Source organism: Stenotrophomonas sp. FW305-3-2-15-E-LB1, from assembly GCF_058787375.1.
This window is the reverse complement of the sequence record NZ_JBYSZR010000013.1, coordinates 16,519-34,429: the sequence shown is the minus strand read 5'-3', so window position 1 is coordinate 34,429 and position 17,911 is coordinate 16,519. Positions and strand designations below refer to the sequence as shown.

Genomic DNA, 17,911 nt, shown 5'->3' with positions numbered 1-17,911 from the left:
TCGCTGATGCGCTGGCTCTGGTTCGCGCTGGGCTGGCTGATGGTGGGCCTGGGCGTGATCGGTGCGTTGTTGCCGGTGATGCCCACCACCATCTTCCTGATCCTGGCGGTGGGCTGCTTCGCCCGCAGTTCGCCGAAGTTCGAGCAGCGCCTGCTGGCCCATCCGCGCTATGGCCCCTCGCTGCGCCTGTGGCGCGAGCAGGGGGCGGTGTCGCGCAAGGGCAAGGCGTTCGCCAGCGCCGGCATGGCGGTGGGCTTCGCGCTGTTCTGCTGGGGCGCGCATCCCTCCTGGCGGCTGCTGCTGGGCGTGGGCCTGTTCTTTGCGGCCAGCGCCGGCTACGTCCTGAGTCGGCCAGCGCCCCGGCTCGACCCCACCCCGCTGGTGGAAGTGGACGATGCCGAACCCCGCGCGGCCCGCCGCCGCGCGTCTACTCATGATTCTGATGGAACCCCCGACGATGCTGCCTGCTGACCTGGCGCCCCTGGCCACTTCCGCCCTGACCCCGTGGGGCATGTACCTGGCCGCCGACGTGGTGGTCAAAGCCGTGATGATCTTGCTTGCCGTCGCTTCGCTGGCCACCTGGACCGTGCTGCTGGCCAAGGGCTGGGAGCTGTCGCGGCAGGCGCGCGCGCTGCGTGCGGCCCGCGCGCGGCTGCTGGAGGCGCCAAGCCTGCCGGCCGGCGATGTGGATGCTGCGCTGGCCGAAGGCACTGCGGCGGCGATGCTGGAGGCGGCACGCAGCGAACTGCGCCTGTCGCAGGACCTGGCGTGCCGCGACGGCATCAAGGAACGCGTCGCCTCGCGCCTGGACCGGCTGGAACTGGACACCGCACGCGTGCAGCGGCGCGGCATCGGCGTACTCGCCAGCATCGGTGCGGTGGCGCCGTTCGTGGGTCTGTTCGGCACCGTGTGGGGCATCATGAACAGCTTCATCGGCATCGCACACAGCAACACCACCAACCTGGCCGTGGTTGCACCGGGCATCGCCGAGGCGTTGCTGGCTACCGCGCTGGGCCTGGTCGCTGCAATTCCTGCCGTGCTGGTCTACAACCACTTCAGCCGCGTGCTGGCTGGCCTGCGTGGCCTGCTGGGTGATCTGTCGGCGGCGGTGCAGCAGCTGGTCTCGCGCGATCTGGACCGTGCCGCTGCGCGTGCTCCTGCCAGTGCACTGCGTGCGGTGCACTGAATGGCGATCAGGACCGCATCCGACCGCGACGACACGCCCGAAGAAGCGCACGAGATCAATGTCACGCCCTTCATCGACGTGATGCTGGTGCTGCTGATCATCTTCATGGTGGCCGCGCCACTGGCCACCGTGTCGGTACCGGTGCAGCTGCCGGCCAGCAGCGCGCAGGCCACGCCCAGCGAACAGGCCCCGGTGTACGTGACCGTGCAGGCCGACCTGTCACTGCGCGTGGGCGAAATGCCGGTCGCGCGCGACGGGCTGTCCGCTGCGCTGCAGGCGGCCACGCATGGCGATGCGGAGCAGCGCATCTACCTGCGCGCCGACCAGCGCGTGCCTTATGGCGAGTTGATGGCCACCCTCGATGCACTGCGTGCGGCGGGTTACCTGAAGGTGGCCCTGGTCGGCCTGGAGCAGGGCGCACGATGAGCACGCTGCGGCGCTGGGCGACCAGCCTGGCGATCGTGCTGCTGGCACACGCGGTGCTGGCCAGCGCCGTGTGGTGGTGGCATGCGCGCGCTGCACCGGCGCCCACGGCAGCGCCACCGGCCGCGCTGATGCTGGAGCTGGCACCGACCGTGCAGGCGCCACCGGCACCGCCACGCGCGCTGCCGACCGGGCCGCTGCAGCAGGAACAGCAGCGCCGCGAAACCACGCCGCAACCGCCGCCCGTGCCCAAGGCGCCGCCGCAGCCGCAGGGGGATCTGCCGCCGAAACCGCAGGTGCCGGCCAGCACGGCGCAGGACAGCGCGGACGCCAATGTCGAGCGCAGCACCGCACCGCCTGATGTTCCCGCCGACGTTGCCACGCGATACGCCGCGCAGCAGACCACCGCTGGCGAGCGCAGCCGCGCCAATGCCACCTGGCAGGGCCTGTTGCTGGGACACCTGCAGCAGCACCGGCGCTACCCGCGCCAGTCCGAGCGCCTGCGCCAGCAGGGCGTGGTGTATGTGCGGTTTGCCGTGTACCGCGACGGGCGCGTGTCCGCCGCGCGCATCGAGCGCGGCAGTGGCTTCGCGTTGCTGGACCAGGAAACCCTGGAAACCGTGCAGCGCGCCAGCCCGGTTCCGGTGCCGCCGGCCGAAGTGGCCGGCGACCCGGTGGAAGTGATGGTGCCCGTGGCGTTCCATCTGCGCGGCCGCTGACCGGTCCTGTAGAGCCGAGCCCATGCTCGGCTGCATCAGCGGAGATCTATCATCGCCCCGACCGTCAACGGATGACCGGAGTCTGCAATGACAACACGGACGCTGCGGGTACCTGCCTGGTGCAGCGTGGTCTTCGCTGCCTGCGTGGCGTTTGTTTCGCTGGCACCGTTCACGCCCGCCGTCATCTTTACCTGGCCGCTGCTGGTGTTTGCTGCGTTCTGCATCTGGCGCGGCGGGCGCCTGCCCGGCCTGCTCTGTGCGTGGCTCGCGTCGCTGGCCTTCATCTCCAGCCCGCACAGCACCTATGACGGGTGGGACAAGCCCATCTACGTGTGCTGGGGAATCGCCGTGGTGGTGATTGTTCTCCTGCGTCAGCGACCAGGAAGGCAGACGCGGTGAACTCTGACGCCTGCGTGCGGGGTTCCTCTGTACCAGGCGTTTGTTTCGACCATCAAACTGGAGCTCCACTAAACACTGGAGAGTTCCCATGCGGGCAGTCACCATGTTGTTGGTTGCAGGAAGTTCTGTTCTTTCTGTGCCTTCGCAGGCGGCTTCGGGTAATCCGCCATATGTCGATCTGGGAAGCTATTCGCAGGACACATCCGATTTCCCCAGGGTCGCGAGAGCGCTAGTAGGACACTTCAACAAAAACTGTGCGAAAAGCACCTGCCTCAGCCCAGTAGGCGAGTATCGTCCGGTTGATTTCAAATGTTCCGTCGATGAGCGCACAGGTGAGATCGCCGTATGTCACTGGGCATTTGTCGCCATGAAGCTCGAAATGACTCCGGCGACAGGGGCAGTGCACGGAGCTGCAACGACCTACGGCTGTGCTCTACCAAGCACCTCTCGGGTGGACGCCGTCCAATTCGCCGTCGCGTTACGAAGTCGGGACCCGCTGCACGCCCCACTTCCTGGGTTCAACAAGTCGCTGTGGAGTCTGAGCGGGGACTGCGTACCTGGGGGCCTGACATGAATCGACCATTGTTGGCTCTTGCAATCCTCGGGTTCTCCCTGCCTGCGATTGCCTCGGTACAGCCGGCCTATGTGGATGCGCGCAACTATCCTGCTCCTGGCATGGGAGTTTCGGCATTCGATCGCCTTGAAGAGAAATGGCGGGAGGGGTTCGATATCGCCTGCGGCGATGCAATCTGTACCGGCCTCTATGATTTCCAGATTCCCTTTGAGATCACCTGTGCCGTGCGGTCCGCCGACGGAGTCGTGAAAAGCTGTCATTGGGCCATTGCGGGAGCCGTCGAGAGAACTGATTCAAGAGACGGAAAATTCGAGTACCAGATCCGAACAGTTGTCTGTGAGGTTCCCTTGGCCGCCAACACTCCTTTGCGGGTGCTGCTCGCCACGGCACACGATGAAGATCCATTCTACGACCCGCTTCCAGGTGGGAATTTAAGTGCTTACTGGCATATCGCCGACTGCGTCGGCCCGGTACTGTCGCCAGGCGTGTAAATGTTGGCAAATATCACGTTCAGCACGCGCGCGGCTCCAAAGCTGACGGCCATTGACATGGCCGTCAGCCGCTCGGGCGTTACAGCAGCGGCACCAGCAGCAGCGCCACGATGTTGATGATCTTGATCAGCGGATTGATGGCCGGGCCGGCGGTGTCCTTGTACGGGTCACCGACGGTGTCGCCGGTGACCGCAGCCTTGTGCGCCTCGCTGCCCTTGCCGCCGAAGTGGCCATCCTCGATGTACTTCTTGGCGTTGTCCCAGGCACCGCCGCCGGTGGTCATCGAAATGGCCACGAACAGGCCGGTGACGATCGTGCCGATCAGCAGGCCGCCCAGCGCGCGCGGCCCCAGCAGCAGGCCCACCACCACCGGCACGGCGACCGGCAGCAGCGAAGGCACGATCATTTCGCGGATGGCCGAGCGGGTCAGCATGTCCACGGCCCTGTCGTACTGCGGCTTGGCGGTGCCCTGCATGATGCCGGGAATTTCGCGGAACTGGCGGCGCACTTCCTCCACCACCGCACCGGCCGCGCGTCCGACGGCTTCCATCGCCATCGCACCGAACAGGTAGGGAATCAGGCCGCCGATCAGCAGGCCGATGATCACCGTGTGGTCGCTGAGGTCGAAGCGGAATTCCTGGCCGGGGTTGGCGGCCTGCAGGTTGTGGGTGTAATCGGCAAACAGCACCAGCGAGGCCAGCGCCGCCGAACCGATCGCATAGCCCTTGGTCACCGCCTTGGTGGTGTTGCCCACCGCATCGAGCGGGTCGGTGATGTCGCGGATGTCCGAGGGCAGCTCAGCCATCTCGGCGATGCCGCCGGCGTTGTCGGTGATCGGTCCGTAGGCATCCAGCGCCACGATCATGCCGGCCATCGACAGCATCGCGGTGGCGGCGATGGCGATGCCGTACAGGCCGGCCAGCGCATACGCACCCCAGATCGCCGCACACACGGCGACCACGGGCAGGGCGGTGGACTTCATCGAGATGCCGAGGCCGGCGATGATGTTGGTGCCGTGGCCGGTGGTCGAGGCCTGCGCCACGTGCTGCACCGGCTTGTACTGCGTGCCGGTGTAGTACTCGGTGATCCACACGATCAGGCCGGTCAGCGCCAGGCCGATCAGTGCGCAGCCATACAGCGCCATCGGGCCATGCACGTTGTCGTTCATCAGCCCGGTGGTGATCGGGTAGAACGCGATGGCAGCCAGCACGCCGGAGACGATCACGCCCTTGTACAGCGCGCCCATGATCGAGCCGCCCGGCTTCACCTTGACGAACAGTGCGCCGATGATCGAAGCGATGATCGACACCCCGCCCAGCACCAGCGGGTAAAGCACCGCATTGGCACCGGCTTCGCTCAGCATCAGGCTGCCCAGCAGCATCGTGGCGATGACGGTGACCGCGTAGGTCTCGAACAGGTCGGCAGCCATGCCGGCGCAGTCGCCGACATTGTCACCGACGTTGTCGGCGATCACCGCCGGGTTGCGCGGGTCGTCCTCGGGAATGCCGGCTTCCACCTTGCCCACCAGGTCAGCGCCGACGTCAGCGCCCTTGGTGAAGATGCCGCCACCCAGGCGCGCGAAGATCGAGATGAGCGAAGAACCGAAGGCCAGGCCGACCAGCGCGTGCAGCGCCTGTTCCATCGGCAGCCCCATGCGCAGCAGCAGTGCGTAATAGCCGGCCACGCCCAACAGGCCCAGGCCGACCACCAGCATGCCGGTGATGGCACCGCCGCGGAAGGCCACGTCCATCGCCGCGCTGATGCCGTTGCGCGCGGCCTCGGCGGTGCGCACGTTGGCGCGGACCGAGACATTCATGCCGATGTAGCCGGCCGCGCCGGACAGGACCGCACCGACCGCGAAACCAATGGCGGTGTACCAGCTGAGGAACACGCCGACCAGCACGAACAGCACCACGCCGGCTACGCCGATGGTCAGGTACTGGCGGTTGAGGTAGGCACGTGCGCCTTCCTGGATCGCGGTGGCGATCGCGATCATGCGTTCATTGCCGGTGGGTTGGCGCAGGATCCAGCGCGCCGAGATGATCCCGTAGAGGATCGCGAGAATGGCGCAGCCCAGCGCCAGTGACAGCCCATGACGTTCCAGCATCAGACCCCTCCGCAGAATGGATGGTGAGCATCCAGTGGCGATGAACGGCACCACGAGGGGGACGACGGGTTGCAGCCTGGAACCAACCCGTGCCGACCGGAACGGTCGTCCGACGTATGGCGGTGTTCAGCATTCCCTGGTGCCCGCAGTATGCGTCGCTCCGCGCCCGGATGGTAGCGCCGGGCCGCGCCGCGCCGCATGATCCGTGGGCGCCCTCCAGATGAACGCATCGCCATGCGCGCGGAACCCGCCGCCGGTCCATGGGCATGCTTTGAGAGCCACAGACCCTTTGCACCCCGTTAAGCCACGCTCTGCAAGCCTGCGCACAGTCCTGACGGAGATTCCCCATGCGCCTGTCCCTGCTGATGCTTGCCGCCCTGGTGCCGGCCATGCCCGCGCTGGCTGCGGAAACGCCTGAACTGCAGCGGGCGGTGGGCGCCCCGCAGGCGGTCGGCGCCGTGCACACCCTGCGGCAGATTCCCGAGGCCTGCGCCCGGCTGGAGGGCGTGTTCACCGGCCAGGCCGCCGAGCCGTACCGCTTCTCCGCCGTGCGCACCAGCGAACAGTGCCAGCCGCGCGCCCGCTTCGTTGATTACGCCAAGGCACAGCCCAGTGCCGACAAGGGCTGGAAGCTCAACGACGTGATCCGCGTGCCGAATGCCGCCTGCCCGGCACAGCAGGCAGTGGTGCGGGTGTGGCGCCTGCCGGTCAACAACACCCAGGCGCTGGATGGCCAGGGGCAGTCGCGCATCTACCTGGAAGAGGCAAAGAAGCAGGCCGCCGCAGGCAAGATCCCGCAGGTGACGATGTTCGCCGCGCAGCTGCAGGTGGAAGGCAAGGCCTGCAATTGATACAGGTGGGTGCCGGCCATCGGTGAATTGTCGGTGGGTGCCGACCGTTGGTGAATTAACGGTGGGTGCCGACCGTTGGTCGGCACCGATGCCTCATCCACGCATGGCGTGGATCTACTCCCCAGCCAGCTTCGCCCCGCGCGCAACCAGCAGCTCGCGCAGTGCCGTGCGGTGGCAGTGCGCCTCGTCTTCGCAGTAGCACCCCACGGCGATGTCGCTGTGCTGCGACAGCGCCGCCAGCAGATCCAGTGCATGCGCCGCATCGGGCGCCTTCATTTCGGCCTTGTAGTGGCGGAAGAAGGCATTCCAGTCCGCCGCGGTGGTCGCCCCGTGGGCCTGTTTCACCAGCTCCGGGCTGGGGGCCAGGGTCGGAAACCAGACGTCATACCAGTCCTGCCGGGCGAATTCGCTGCGCGCCACGCCACGCGGCGGCCGCCGCACCGTGCCGATGCGCAGGCCCTCACCGGGCGTGCGCGGGCTGCCAAGACGGACCACATGCAGGGCCATGCTGTTTCTCCTTGCGCGGGACCGCATCTTCGCGCGCGTGACGTGCCGCAGGCGTGAACCGGGCCGCAAACAGAAGGCCCGGGCACTTGCGCACCCGGGCCTTCGGTCATGCCATGCCGGCGGCGGTCAGTTGCCGCGGCAGTCCTTCAGCCACAGCACGCGGCCGATCTGGTCGTAGTTGTCGACCACGCCGGTCAGCGTCACCTTCTCGCGCGGGCGCAGGGACAGCGCATAAGCGGTCTGGTTGGCAGCGAACGAGCAGGAGATGGCCACGCGCTCGAAATCGATGCTGCCATCGCTGGGCAGGTCGAAGGTGGTGTTGTAGGTGCCACCGCTCTTCAGCACCGAGGCGATGCGGCCGGTGATGACGTAGGTCTTGCCCTTGTAGCGCGGCTCGATCGCAGCGGGGTTGTCCTTGTTCTGGTTGCGCAGCTGGAAGCCGAAGCGGTCAGCGGCAATGGTCACTGCCGATGCCTGCGGCGTGGCCTTGGCAGCCTGGTCACCGGCCTTGCCCGGCTTGACCTGGTTGAGCAGCTTGCACATCTCGGTACGGACGCCGTCAGCCGAGGCGATGGCCCCCTTGTTGACCTTCACCACCATGGCAACGGTGCCCTGGCCGCCTTCGGAGGTGGCGCTGATGATCATCGGGATCGGCTTGTGCGCCATGCTCTCCGGTTCTTCGATCAGCATCGAACCGCCTTCGATGTCCTCGCTCAGCACGTCCATGTTGGCGTTCTTGGCGATGACCCGCATCTGGCCGATGGCGCTGGCCACGCTCAGGTCCGGGTGGCTGACCGACGAAGTGAAGGTGGTGCCGGTGAAGGGGTTGCCCTTCTTCTGGAAGTTGGCTTCGCAGGTCGCGGCGAACGCGGGCGCGGCAGCCGTGCACAGCAGCACGGCGAGGAAGGTCTGGCGCTTCATGGATACAGTCCTTGTGGTGTGGCACTACGCGCCCGCAGGAGCGGGCGACAGACGGGTTGGCACGCATCGGCCCCTTGCCCCGGGCCGGGCCCCGATTGTGGGCTGCTTCTCAGATCGCCGCAATCCAACCAGCAAGGGCCCTTTCCGCTGGAAAGAGTCCTTGGCTGCAAGTTGTGACGTGGATCAACCTTCGAAGGCGGCCAGCTTCTGCTTCACCGCCACGTTTTTGAGGGTGACGTACTTCGGCAGGCCGTCGGTGCCGTAGGGCAGGGGGGCTTCGCCCTTGATCAGCGGCGACAGATAGGCGCGCGCCTTGGCGGTGATGCCGAAACCATCGCGGCGGATGAAGCTGGCGGGCATCTTCTTCTCGTGGTTGGCGATCTTCGCCAGTGGCGCGGCCTCGATCTTCCAGCGGTAGGGCGCATCGCTGCTGCGCACGATCACCGGCATCACCCCGTTCTGGCCCTTCAGTGCCAGCTGCACGGCCGCCTTGCCCACCGCCTGCGCCTGTTCCCAGTCGGTCTTGCTGGCCAGGTGCCGGGCCGAGCGCTGCAGGTAATCGGGCAGGGCCCAGTGCACCTTCAGGCCCAGCTGGTCCTTGACCCGGCCCGCCAGGTGCGCGGCGACGCCGCCCAGCTGCGAGTGGCCGAAGGAGTCCTTGCTGCCGCCGGCATCGGCGACGAAGCGGCCGTCGGCGGTGGCGATGCCTTCGGAGGCCACCACCACGCAGTAGCCGACGCGCTCGACCACGGCCTTGACCTTGGCCAGGAAGGTGGCCTCGTCATAGGCGCGCTCGGGCAGCAGGATGATGTGCGGGGCCTCGTCCTCGCCGTTGCCGGCCAGGCCCGCGGCGGCGGCCAGCCAGCCGGCATGGCGGCCCATCGCTTCATAGATGAAGACGCGGGTGGAGGTCTCGGCCATCGCCGCCACGTCCAGCGCGGCCTCGCGCACGGAAACCGCGGTGTACTTGGCCGCCGAGCCGAAGCCCGGGCAGGTGTCGGTCACGGCCAGGTCGTTGTCGATGGTCTTGGGCACGCCGATGCAGGTCAGGTCGTAGCCGGAGGCCTTGGCCAGCAGCGAGACCTTCAGCGCGGTGTCGGCCGAGTCGTTGCCGCCGTTGTAGAGGAACCAGCGCACGTCGTGGGCGCGCAGCACCTCCAGCAGGCGGTCGTAACGGGCCCGGTCGGCCTCCAGCGATTTCAGCTTGACCCGGCACGACCCGAAGGCGCCGCCCGGGGTGTGGGCCAGGGCGCGGATGGCGGCGGCACTCTCCTTGCTGGTGTCGATCAGCTCCTCGCGCAGGGCGCCGAGGATGCCGTTGCGGGCGGCCAGGACCTTGATGCCCTTGGCCCGGGCCTGCTCGATGACCGCCGCTGCGGTGGCGTTGATGACCGCCGTGACGCCGCCGGACTGGGCGTAGAGGAGGGTACCGTTGCGCATGCTTCTACCTGCTCGGTGAGGGGGACATTGCAGTGACATTACCCGTATGCGCTAAAGTGGCGCTATTGCGGTGCAGCGATACCGGTCCGTCCGGGGCGCGAACTTTCTTTGTTTTCAACACGTTGGAGTCAGGTCAATGCGATTGGTTCTGTTGGGACCGCCCGGTTCGGGCAAGGGGACGCAGGCGACGCGCCTGAAGGAAAAGCTGGGCATCGCCCATATTTCGACCGGTGACATGCTGCGCGCGGAAATCGCCGCGGGCTCGGAGCTGGGCAAGCAGGCCAAGGCGGTGATGGATGCCGGCAACCTGGTGTCCGATGACATCCTGCTGGGCATGCTGGAGTCGCGCCTGACCCAGGCCGATGTCGCCAAGGGCTTCATCCTGGACGGCTACCCGCGCAATGTGGCCCAGGCCAATGCGATGGACGGCCTGCTGGCCAAGATCGGCCAGCCGCTGGACGCCGTGGTGCAGCTGGACGTGGCCACCGAGCTGCTGGTCGAGCGCATCGCCGGCCGCGCCCAGGAACAGGGCCGCGCCGACGACAACCCGGAAGCGGTGCGCCAGCGCCTGCAGGTCTACAACGACCAGACCGCCCCGGTGGTCGACTTCTACGCCGGCCGTGGCACCCTGGCCCGCGTCGATGGCGTCGGTGACCTGGACGAGATCGAAGCCCGCATCCTGGCGGCGATCAAGGGCTGATGGCGGTCGGCCGGCCCGGTGCCGGCCACCGTGCGGCCACGACGAAACAGGCCTGGTCCTCGCGGACCAGGCCTGTTTCGTTTCATAGGTGCCAGCGATGAGCTTGCTCAGGGCTCCGCAGCATGAGCTCCCTTGGGGATGGCCTCTTGGGGAGTAGGACCGGTTCGGGTACTACGGCTGGCTTCCTGAATTGTGTACGGGTTCACATACCTGCGCTATCGGGAATTCCCTGACAGACGATTGGAGTTTTCTCACAACCGGTGTAGGAGTTGTCTGACCCCATTGCAGACAATGGCCCTATACAGCCGTGATCGGTCACAATCCCCGGTCATGAGCAGCGTACATATCCTTGCAATCGCCGGCACCTTCATGGGTGGCGTGGCCGCCCTGGCACGGGAACTGGGCCACACGGTCAGCGGCAGCGACCAGGCCATCTATCCGCCGATGTCCACCCAGCTGGAGCAGCTGGGCATCGCCCTGGACCAGGGCTACCGCGCCGACAGCGTGCCGCCGGGCACCGCCGAGGTGGTGATCGGCAACGCCCTGTCGCGCGGCAACCCGGCCGTGGAAGCCGTGCTCGATGCCGGCCAGCGCTACATCTCCGGCGCCCAGTGGCTGTCCGAGCAGGTGCTGCCGGGCCGCGACACGCTTGCCGTGGCCGGCACCCACGGCAAGACCACCACCACCACCATCCTCACCTGGCTGCTGGAAAGCGCCGGGCGCTCGCCGGGCTTCCTGATCGGCGGCGTGGCCGAGGATTTCGGCGTCTCCGCCCGCCTGGGCCAGGGCCGCGAGTTCGTGGTCGAGGCCGATGAGTACGACACCGCCTTCTTCGACAAGCGCAGCAAGTTCGTGCACTACCGGCCGCTGGTGGCCATCCTCAACAACCTTGAATACGACCACGCCGACATCTTCCCGGACGTGGAGGCCATCGAGCGCCAGTTCCACCACCTGGTGCGCACGGTGCCCGCGCGTGGCCGCCTGATCGTCAATGGCGAGGACGCTCACCTGGCCAAGGTGCTGCAGATGGGCTGCTGGACCCCGGTCGAGCGCTTCGGTTTCGACCCGGCGCTGGAATGGCATGCCGAGCTGCTGGCCGCCGATGGCAGCGCGTTCCGCGTGCATCACCGTGGGCAAGCGCTGGGCGATGTGCACTGGTCACTGCTGGGCCGCCACAACGTGCTCAACGGCCTGGCCGCACTGGCCGCGGCACATGCGGTGGGCGTGGCCCCCGCCGAGGTGATCCCGGCGCTGGCGCGCTTCCGCAGCGTCAAGCGCCGCATGGAAGTGATCGGCAGCCACGACGGCATCACCGTCTACGATGATTTCGCCCACCACCCCACGGCGATCGCGACCACGCTCGAAGGCCTGCGTGCCAAGGTCGGCGACGCGCGCATCGTGGTGGCGATGGAGCCGCGCAGCAATTCGATGCGGCTGGGTGCGCACGCGCAGGCGCTGGCGCCGTCGCTGGCACTGGCCGACGAAGTGGTGTTCCTGCACCGGCCGGAACTGGCTTGGGATGCCGCAGCGGTGATCGCCGCCGTGCGTGGCCAGGCCCATGCCGTGCCGGACACCGACGCGCTGCTGGCGCAGCTGCAGTCCAGCGCGCGCAGCGGTGACCACGTGGTGTTCATGTCCAACGGTGGCTTCGACGGCGCTCCGCGCCGCTTCCTCGCCGCCCTGCAGGCCCGATGAGTACCGACGTTTCGCTGCCGCTGTTCCCGCTGCACACCACGCTGGTGCCCGGCGCGGCGGTTGGCCTGCGCGTGTTCGAGCGCCGCTACCTGGACCTGGTGCGCGACACCGGCCGCAGCGGCGAGGGCTTCGGTGTCTGCCTGATCCTGGAAGGGCAGGAAGTGGGGGAGCCGGCCACCCCGGCCGCCTACGGCGTGCAGGTGCGCATCGAGGATTTCGATGTCGGTGCCGATGGCGTGCTGCAGCTGCGCCTGCGCGGCACCCGGCGCTTCCATGTCGAGCGTACCCGCGTGCGCGACAACGGCCTGGTCGTGGCCGATGTGCGCTGGTGTGAAGAAGACCCCGATGACGAACTGAAGCCACAGCACGCGCTGCTGGCCACGGTGCTGGGGCACATCATCGAACAGGCCGGCGAGGCGTATGCGCCGGCGAACCCGGCGTTGCTGGACCAGGCCAGCTGGGTCGGCTGGCGGCTGGCCGAACTGCTGCCGCTGGGCGAGCAGCAGCGCCTGCAGATGCTGCAGATGGACGACCCGCACCAGCGGTTGCAGCAGTTGCTGGGCTGGATGCCGTAACAGCCATCCACGCGTGGCGTGGATCTACAGGAACGGCCACCCATGCGTGGCGTGGATCTACGGGAACGGCCATCCACGCATGGCGTGGATCTACGGGAACGGCCATCCACGCGTGGCGTGGATCTACTGTAGAGCCGAGCCGATGCTCGGCTTGCCGGATCGCGCGAAGATCAGCCGAGCACAGGCTCGGCTCTACACGTTCCGGTAGCGCCGGGCCATGCCCGGCGGATCCATCACGGCTGCGTCTTCAACCGCAGCACCGGCAACCCGGTCTCGGCATGCACGTCCTCGTGCTGCGGCATGCCCTGCACGGCGTCCTTCACCGCATTGAACGCGGGGTCGATGCCACGCACCGGATGCCACATCCCGATCCACTCGAAGTGGCGCTCATAGCGCAGGGTCTGTGCACTGCCCAGCCACAGCGGCACGTCGCCCGGCTGCAGCTGGCCCGGTGCCTGCCACAGGCGCAGCACGTAACGCTCATCCGGCCTTGCGCCCTGGCGCACCATCAGCAGGGCCTCCACGCGCGTTTCCAGCGTGGCCGGCAGCACCGGCAGTTCGTCGGCGCCGGTGTTCTTGTCCAGCATCAGCAGCGCTTCTTCCCAGCCGGCCTGCGCCTGCACGGTCCAGCCGCGCGCCTGCAGCTGCGCCTGCAGCGGTGCCAGCGGGCCGGCCACCTGCACGTCCAGCGGCCAGCGCTGGTCATCGTCGAACTCGTTGCGGCGCGCCGGCAGCTTGGCCCAGTCATGCTGCCACCAGGCCTGCATGTCGATCGCAGTGGGTGCCGGCAGGGTCGGTTCGAAGCGTTCCAGCTTCACCGGGATGTTGCGCGGCGCGTACCACATGGCCGCCACTGCGAAGACGCCGTAGAACAGCCACGCCACCGGCTTCACCCAGAACGAGCGGTTGAAGCGGCGGCGGTAGGCGATGCCCAGCACCAGCAGCCAGAACGTGCCGAACAGCATCCCGCCGATGACATCGCTCAGCCAGTGCGCGCCCAGGTAAAGGCGCGAGAAGCCGATCAGGCTGACCACGATGCCCGACACCAGGTACGGCCAGACGCGGGTGCGGCCGGGCATCTCGCGGGCGATCAGCACCGCGAAGAAGCCGAAGGTGATGGTGGCCATGGTGACCGACACCGAGGGGAAGCCGAAGCCGCTGCTGGCATCGACCGGGCGCACCACGTCCACGGTGGTGCCCAGCAGCTTGGTCAGGGCCAGGCCGAAGGCCAGTGCGGCCAGCCAGTGCGCGGCGGCCATCCAGCGCCGGCGCCACACCAGGTAGCCCATGGCCGCGGCGGTGGCCGGCATCAGCACCTGCCACGCGCCCAGCGAGGCCAGTGCCGCCATCGGGTAGTCGGCCAACGGGTTGCGCAGGGCCAGCATGGCCTGGTGCACCAGCAGGTCGATGGCCAGCGGTTCGCCATGGGCGACCACCACGGTCAGCAGCGCGAACCAGCCCCAGCCCAGCAACAGCAGCATCAGCGCCAGCATCGCCAGCGGTACCGATTCACGGCGCTTGGGGTCGAGCACGCCCACCGTGTAGCGGCCCAGCGTGGGATGGCGGTTGGACCAGTCCAGCAGGCGCGCCAGCCAGTGGTCCATGCGCGCGGCCGACCAGCGGTAGCCGTACAGCACGATGGCCCAGACCAGGCCGAGGATGACCATCAGCAGGCCGACCACCACCACCAGGCGTCCAGCAACAGCGGCAACCGCGTCATACGCCTCGCCCAGGATCCAGCCCGGGGCCAGGAACAGCACCGCCCAGGACAGGCTGGCGATGCCGCTGGCCTGCACGTAGCGGCTGGCCGGCATCTTCAGCATGCCGGCGATGGCGGGCACGAACGGCCGGATGGCACCGACATAGCGCGCGATCAGGATGCTCTTGAACGCATTGCGGCGGAACAGGTTCTCGCCACGGTCCAGCAGTTGCGGGTAGCGGCTGAACGGCCAGACCCCACGCAGGCGGTCGCCCCAGCGGCGGCCGATCCAATAGCTGATGCCATCACCGGCGAACGCACCCAGCGCTGCCGCCGCCACCGCATACGGCCCGGAGATCTGCCCCAGGCCGATGAACACGCCCACTGCGAACAGCAGGGGCAGCGCCGGCACGATGGCACCGAGAATGATGACCGCATCGCAGAAGGCGATCAGAAAAATAACCGCGCCCGCGAGTACGGGATGGGCGGCAATCCACGCGAGGGTGGCGTCGATCCATGAAGAGTCCATTGCCCGATTATAGAGGCGTGAAGGTGACTGGTTCCCAGCGGCTTGGTGACCGTTTGCAACCAGCGCCATCGCCTAGAATGGGCGCATGCCGCACTCGACTGACGCTCCAACGCATGCCCTGAAGGCCGACAGCTTCGGCCGCATCCTGCTCGTGCAGGGGCCGCAGGGCCCCTTCGTGCGTCGTGACCTGGGCGCAACGCCGCTGTGGTTGCGCGTGCCGGCGTGGTGGCTGGCACGCCGCGAAGCACGTGCGCTGCGGCATATCCACGGCATGGCCGACGTGCCGCAGCTGCTGGACTGGGATGGCCGCCACCTCGACCGCAGCTTCATGGCCGGCGATGCCATGTACCAGCGCCCGCCGCGGGGTGACCTGGCCTGGTTCCGTGCTGCGCGCCGGCTGCTGCAGCAACTGCACCGGCGGGGCGTGGCCCACAACGACCTGGCCAAGGAGGCCAACTGGCTGGTGACCGAGGACGGCCGGCCGGCGCTGATCGATTTCCAGCTGGCGGTGATCGGCCACCCGCGCTCGCGCTGGATGCGCCTACTGGCCCGCGAAGACCTGCGCCACCTGCTCAAGCACAAGCGCATGTACTGCCAAGAGTCGCTCACCCCGGTGGAGAAGCGCGTGCTCAAGCGCACCTCGTGGGTACGCGAGCTGTGGTTCGCCACCGGCAAGCCGGTCTACCGCTTCGTCACCCGCCGCATCCTGCATTGGGAAGACAACGAAGGGCAGGGGCCGAAGCCGTGAGTCCATCGCAGGTGGTGACCGCGCCGCCGAGCGTGGGCAGCGTGCTGCGCGCGCAGCTGCCCGGAGCCGGTTTCGTACACGCCTGCCAGGCCCGCACCCATCGCAACGGCCGCAGCGCCCTGCAGGCCTACCGGGACATGGCTGCGACCATTCCCGGCTGGTTCGATGGCCTGATGGCGCTGCGCAACCGCGGCATGCGCCTGCTCGGCATGAAGGATCTGGGCTCGTTGCGCGCGGTGCAGGACACCGTCGCGCCGAGAGCGGGCCAGCGTCTGGGCATCTTCACCCTGCAGTCGCTGGATGAGGACGCCATCGTGCTGGAAGACAACGACCGCCATCTGCGCGTGCAGCTTGCGCTGCAGTGGCAGGGCGACGTGCTGGAAGTGGCCACCGTGGTGCACACCCACAACGCGTTTGGGCGGGTCTACATGCTGCCGGTGGCGCCGGTGCATCGATGGATCGTGCCGCATCTGCTGCGCAGGCAGGTGCAGGCTTACGACTGAAGACGGGATGTGTTTCGTAGTGTTGAGCTTGCTCGATTACGGCCTGCGTGGTGCGGGTGCGCATGCGGACGCAAGGGGACGGCGTGAATCAAATCATTGTCTGGCAGGGCCGCGCGGCCCAGTTCGTGACACTGGTGGCGTGGTCGAAGCGGCCCCCTATGAGACGCTGCGCAGGAGCGGATTCATCGGCGCCAAAGTTCGAGGCTCGGGTATCGTGGAAGAGTTTGTAAATGCCTGCTACGGTCTTGCGCCTTGGGATGATTGGTATGTGCCGGACTATCTTGATGCCTTCTTGATTTCGGCTAGCAAGAAGCCGACTGATCGTCTTGTGTACTCGGGAAGGCACGCTGTATAGAAGAAGGGGGTGCCTGTGCATCGATGGCTGGATGACTCATCAAGGAAGATCGCGTGAGGGGGGCGTCTGGTTCATGGCTGTTCTGCTGTGCGGAGTGTTGATTGCCTGCAAGGGCAGCATGCACGGCAATGTCGCTGCCCCGTATCCTGATCGCTGCGCGCATCGCCGGAATCCGCAAGCTGATATCCGTCGCAGCAGATCATGACGCCGGAGACGGCGGGCTGCCCTCGGGCGTTGAGCTCACCTACTCGGTCGTGGCCGTGGACACGCTGGACCAAGTGCAGCGTCTTCCCCGCGGCGACGCCATCGAGGTTCTGTACCAGGAATAGAGTCGGGCAACGCGGAGACGCGCCGTAAAAAAATTCTAAGCCGGATGAGGTGATCCATGCTGCTTGGTTTGAAAAAGATCCATAGGCTGCTCCCAATGGTCCTTCTGTTGGGGGCCGTTGAGTCGACTGCGCAGGTTGCCGCTGAAGGTGGAGGGCGGTGTCAGGATCTGACAGGTGCGTACGAGGGAGTTCAGTACTGCCAGATTCCGATCCATGCGCTCCTCGCCAACTCGGTCGATTACAGAAACAGGAACGTTGCAGTGTTTGATTATCTTCTTCATGGAGAGGAAGATGGGGATGTCCTTGGGCCGTCAGCCGATGCTCTCCGTCGCATTGATTTCATCGCATGTGCGGCGGTGGACCTTGATGGTGTGAGATATGAGGATTCTTCGGACGTGCTCGAGCCGGGAATATACTTTGCAATGGTGCAGGGGGTTTACGTTGATGGGGCGGTGAATGGCGCTTGCGTAGGGTCCATTAAACGACCGATCATTTCGAGAGTATCGAAAGTTGAAGGGGCGGATTGAGTGGTGTTGCGCATCCAGGGAGTGGGCAAGCTTCCCTGCTCGGTAGCTTGCCCGATGGTTAATGTTCGGGTGAGTCGCGTTTGCCGGTCAGCGCAGGCATTGATGTCGCCGGAAAGGTGGGGGCGATGATTGATTCTGATGAATCGGCTGATGTTGCGAAAACGCTTGCCTGGTACAGGAGCAGTTTCTTCGAAGGCTGTGAAGAGGGCTTTGTTGCGGACTTCATGGTTTTCTGTTGGCAGACCCTTGATCCAGGGAATGTCGCAGCCATGGATCTGCGCGGCGATCTTTTCGATGCCTGCGCTGGGCAGCTCCGCGAACTTCTGCAGTCGGTTGAAGAAACCTGCGGGCCGTGGAGTGCGCCTGCCTTCTGGAAGCGCTACATCGAGTGGGCTGACTACGCGACCCTGTTCAGCATCGAAGATCAAAGGGAATTCGCGCAGCATGATCCCGGCTATATCGAGCCCGCGTTCTCCGTGTTCGCGTTCACCGGAGGGCAGGAGATGCGGGCAGAGGCGATGACCGTGCTCGCCGGTTGTGCGGCCTCCAGCACCAAGCGGGCATCGTATGTGAGGTCCGTCATCGAAAGCCGCCTTCGCATCGAAGCATTCGCGGCCCGCACGCGTTGATTTC

General features: G+C 66.8%; 20 protein-coding genes. 15 read left to right on the top strand and 5 right to left on the bottom strand.

The genetic code is table 11. The features are described from left to right. The first annotated feature begins 6 nt into the window (after positions 1–6). The 6 genes from AC3WL7_RS11450 to AC3WL7_RS11425 all read left to right on the top strand — a co-directional run bounded on the left by AC3WL7_RS11450 (position 7) and on the right by AC3WL7_RS11425 (position 3,792). The gene (locus AC3WL7_RS11450; RefSeq protein WP_312737118.1) at positions 7–471 is read left to right on the top strand and encodes a YbaN family protein; all 465 of its coding nucleotides are present in this window, start codon (positions 7–9) and stop codon (positions 469–471) included. After that, on the top strand, positions 458–1,186 hold the full coding sequence (gene exbB, locus AC3WL7_RS11445; RefSeq protein ID WP_079223129.1) for a tonB-system energizer ExbB: 729 nt from the start codon (positions 458–460) through the stop codon (positions 1,184–1,186). Before AC3WL7_RS11450 ends, exbB begins: the two co-directional genes overlap by 14 nt. Further along, positions 1,187–1,612, top strand: a complete 426-nt coding sequence (gene exbD / locus AC3WL7_RS11440; RefSeq protein WP_108760413.1) for a TonB system transport protein ExbD — start codon at positions 1,187–1,189, stop codon at positions 1,610–1,612. Next, the gene (locus tag AC3WL7_RS11435) at positions 1,609–2,328 is read left to right on the top strand and encodes an energy transducer TonB (protein ID WP_492750328.1); all 720 of its coding nucleotides are present in this window, start codon (positions 1,609–1,611) and stop codon (positions 2,326–2,328) included. The genes exbD and AC3WL7_RS11435 overlap by 4 nt, the downstream gene beginning before the upstream one ends. 126 nt (positions 2,329–2,454) lie before the next feature. Next, positions 2,455–2,727, top strand: coding sequence for a hypothetical protein (locus tag AC3WL7_RS11430; protein ID WP_492750327.1), 273 nt, complete (start codon positions 2,455–2,457; stop codon positions 2,725–2,727). 570 nt (positions 2,728–3,297) lie between these two features. Then, positions 3,298–3,792 (top strand): hypothetical protein, encoded by a 495-nt coding sequence (locus tag AC3WL7_RS11425; protein WP_492750326.1) that lies wholly within the window; start codon positions 3,298–3,300, stop codon positions 3,790–3,792. A 79-nt stretch (positions 3,793–3,871) separates the two neighbouring features. Here the strand turns inward: AC3WL7_RS11425 and AC3WL7_RS11420 are convergent, their stop codons facing one another. Continuing rightward, the gene (locus AC3WL7_RS11420; RefSeq protein WP_492750325.1) at positions 3,872–5,899 is read right to left on the bottom strand and encodes a sodium-translocating pyrophosphatase; all 2,028 of its coding nucleotides are present in this window, start codon (positions 5,897–5,899) and stop codon (positions 3,872–3,874) included. A 347-nt stretch (positions 5,900–6,246) separates the two neighbouring features. Here AC3WL7_RS11420 and AC3WL7_RS11415 point away from each other — a divergent pair, with 347 nt between their 5' ends. Continuing rightward, positions 6,247–6,750, top strand: a complete 504-nt coding sequence (locus tag AC3WL7_RS11415) for a hypothetical protein (RefSeq protein ID WP_200732616.1) — start codon at positions 6,247–6,249, stop codon at positions 6,748–6,750. Positions 6,751–6,864: 114 nt separating this feature from the next. On the opposite strand, the gene AC3WL7_RS11410 is transcribed toward AC3WL7_RS11415, so the two are convergent. The 3 genes from AC3WL7_RS11410 to AC3WL7_RS11400 all read right to left on the bottom strand — a co-directional run bounded on the left by AC3WL7_RS11410 (position 6,865) and on the right by AC3WL7_RS11400 (position 9,618). Next, positions 6,865–7,257, bottom strand: a complete 393-nt coding sequence (locus AC3WL7_RS11410; RefSeq protein WP_079223120.1) for a DUF488 domain-containing protein — start codon at positions 7,255–7,257, stop codon at positions 6,865–6,867. 126 nt (positions 7,258–7,383) lie between these two features. After that, positions 7,384–8,178 carry a hypothetical protein gene (locus AC3WL7_RS11405; protein ID WP_079223118.1) on the bottom strand — a complete coding sequence of 265 codons (795 nt, stop codon included), beginning with the start codon at positions 8,176–8,178 and terminating at the stop codon, positions 7,384–7,386. Positions 8,179–8,361: 183 nt separating this feature from the next. Beyond that, on the bottom strand, positions 8,362–9,618 hold the full coding sequence (locus AC3WL7_RS11400; protein ID WP_492750324.1) for a 6-phosphofructokinase: 1,257 nt from the start codon (positions 9,616–9,618) through the stop codon (positions 8,362–8,364). Positions 9,619–9,754: 136 nt separating this feature from the next. Here AC3WL7_RS11400 and AC3WL7_RS11395 point away from each other — a divergent pair, with 136 nt between their 5' ends. The 3 genes from AC3WL7_RS11395 to AC3WL7_RS11385 all read left to right on the top strand — a co-directional run bounded on the left by AC3WL7_RS11395 (position 9,755) and on the right by AC3WL7_RS11385 (position 12,588). Then, complete coding sequence (locus AC3WL7_RS11395; RefSeq protein WP_079223114.1) at positions 9,755–10,318, top strand: adenylate kinase; 564 nt, start codon at positions 9,755–9,757, stop codon at positions 10,316–10,318. Positions 10,319–10,648: 330 nt separating this feature from the next. Continuing rightward, on the top strand, positions 10,649–12,013 hold the full coding sequence (gene mpl / locus AC3WL7_RS11390; protein WP_200732619.1) for a UDP-N-acetylmuramate:L-alanyl-gamma-D-glutamyl-meso-diaminopimelate ligase: 1,365 nt from the start codon (positions 10,649–10,651) through the stop codon (positions 12,011–12,013). Beyond that, on the top strand, positions 12,010–12,588 hold the full coding sequence (locus tag AC3WL7_RS11385; RefSeq protein ID WP_492750323.1) for an LON peptidase substrate-binding domain-containing protein: 579 nt from the start codon (positions 12,010–12,012) through the stop codon (positions 12,586–12,588). Before mpl ends, AC3WL7_RS11385 begins: the two co-directional genes overlap by 4 nt. Positions 12,589–12,821: 233 nt before the next feature. Here the strand turns inward: AC3WL7_RS11385 and AC3WL7_RS11380 are convergent, their stop codons facing one another. Next, entirely contained in the window at positions 12,822–14,816 is a 1,995-nt protein-coding gene (locus tag AC3WL7_RS11380; RefSeq protein ID WP_108760420.1) for a bifunctional DedA family/phosphatase PAP2 family protein, read from the bottom strand. Positions 14,817–14,901: 85 nt separating this feature from the next. On the opposite strand from AC3WL7_RS11380, the gene AC3WL7_RS11375 reads away from it, so the two are divergent. The 5 genes from AC3WL7_RS11375 (at position 14,902) to AC3WL7_RS11355 (ending at position 17,907) form a co-directional block, all read left to right on the top strand. Next, complete coding sequence (locus AC3WL7_RS11375; protein WP_492750322.1) at positions 14,902–15,564, top strand: serine/threonine-protein kinase; 663 nt, start codon at positions 14,902–14,904, stop codon at positions 15,562–15,564. Continuing rightward, on the top strand, positions 15,561–16,067 hold the full coding sequence (locus tag AC3WL7_RS11370) for a DUF2867 domain-containing protein (RefSeq protein WP_492750321.1): 507 nt from the start codon (positions 15,561–15,563) through the stop codon (positions 16,065–16,067). Before AC3WL7_RS11375 ends, AC3WL7_RS11370 begins: the two co-directional genes overlap by 4 nt. Positions 16,068–16,550: 483 nt before the next feature. Continuing rightward, positions 16,551–16,751, top strand: coding sequence for a hypothetical protein (locus AC3WL7_RS11365; protein ID WP_492750320.1), 201 nt, complete (start codon positions 16,551–16,553; stop codon positions 16,749–16,751). A gap of 56 nt (positions 16,752–16,807) precedes the next feature. Further along, positions 16,808–17,278, top strand: a complete 471-nt coding sequence (locus tag AC3WL7_RS11360; RefSeq protein WP_492750319.1) for a hypothetical protein — start codon at positions 16,808–16,810, stop codon at positions 17,276–17,278. A gap of 125 nt (positions 17,279–17,403) precedes the next feature. Beyond that, on the top strand, positions 17,404–17,907 hold the full coding sequence (locus AC3WL7_RS11355; protein ID WP_492750318.1) for a hypothetical protein: 504 nt from the start codon (positions 17,404–17,406) through the stop codon (positions 17,905–17,907). Positions 17,908–17,911: the final 4 nt, after the last annotated feature.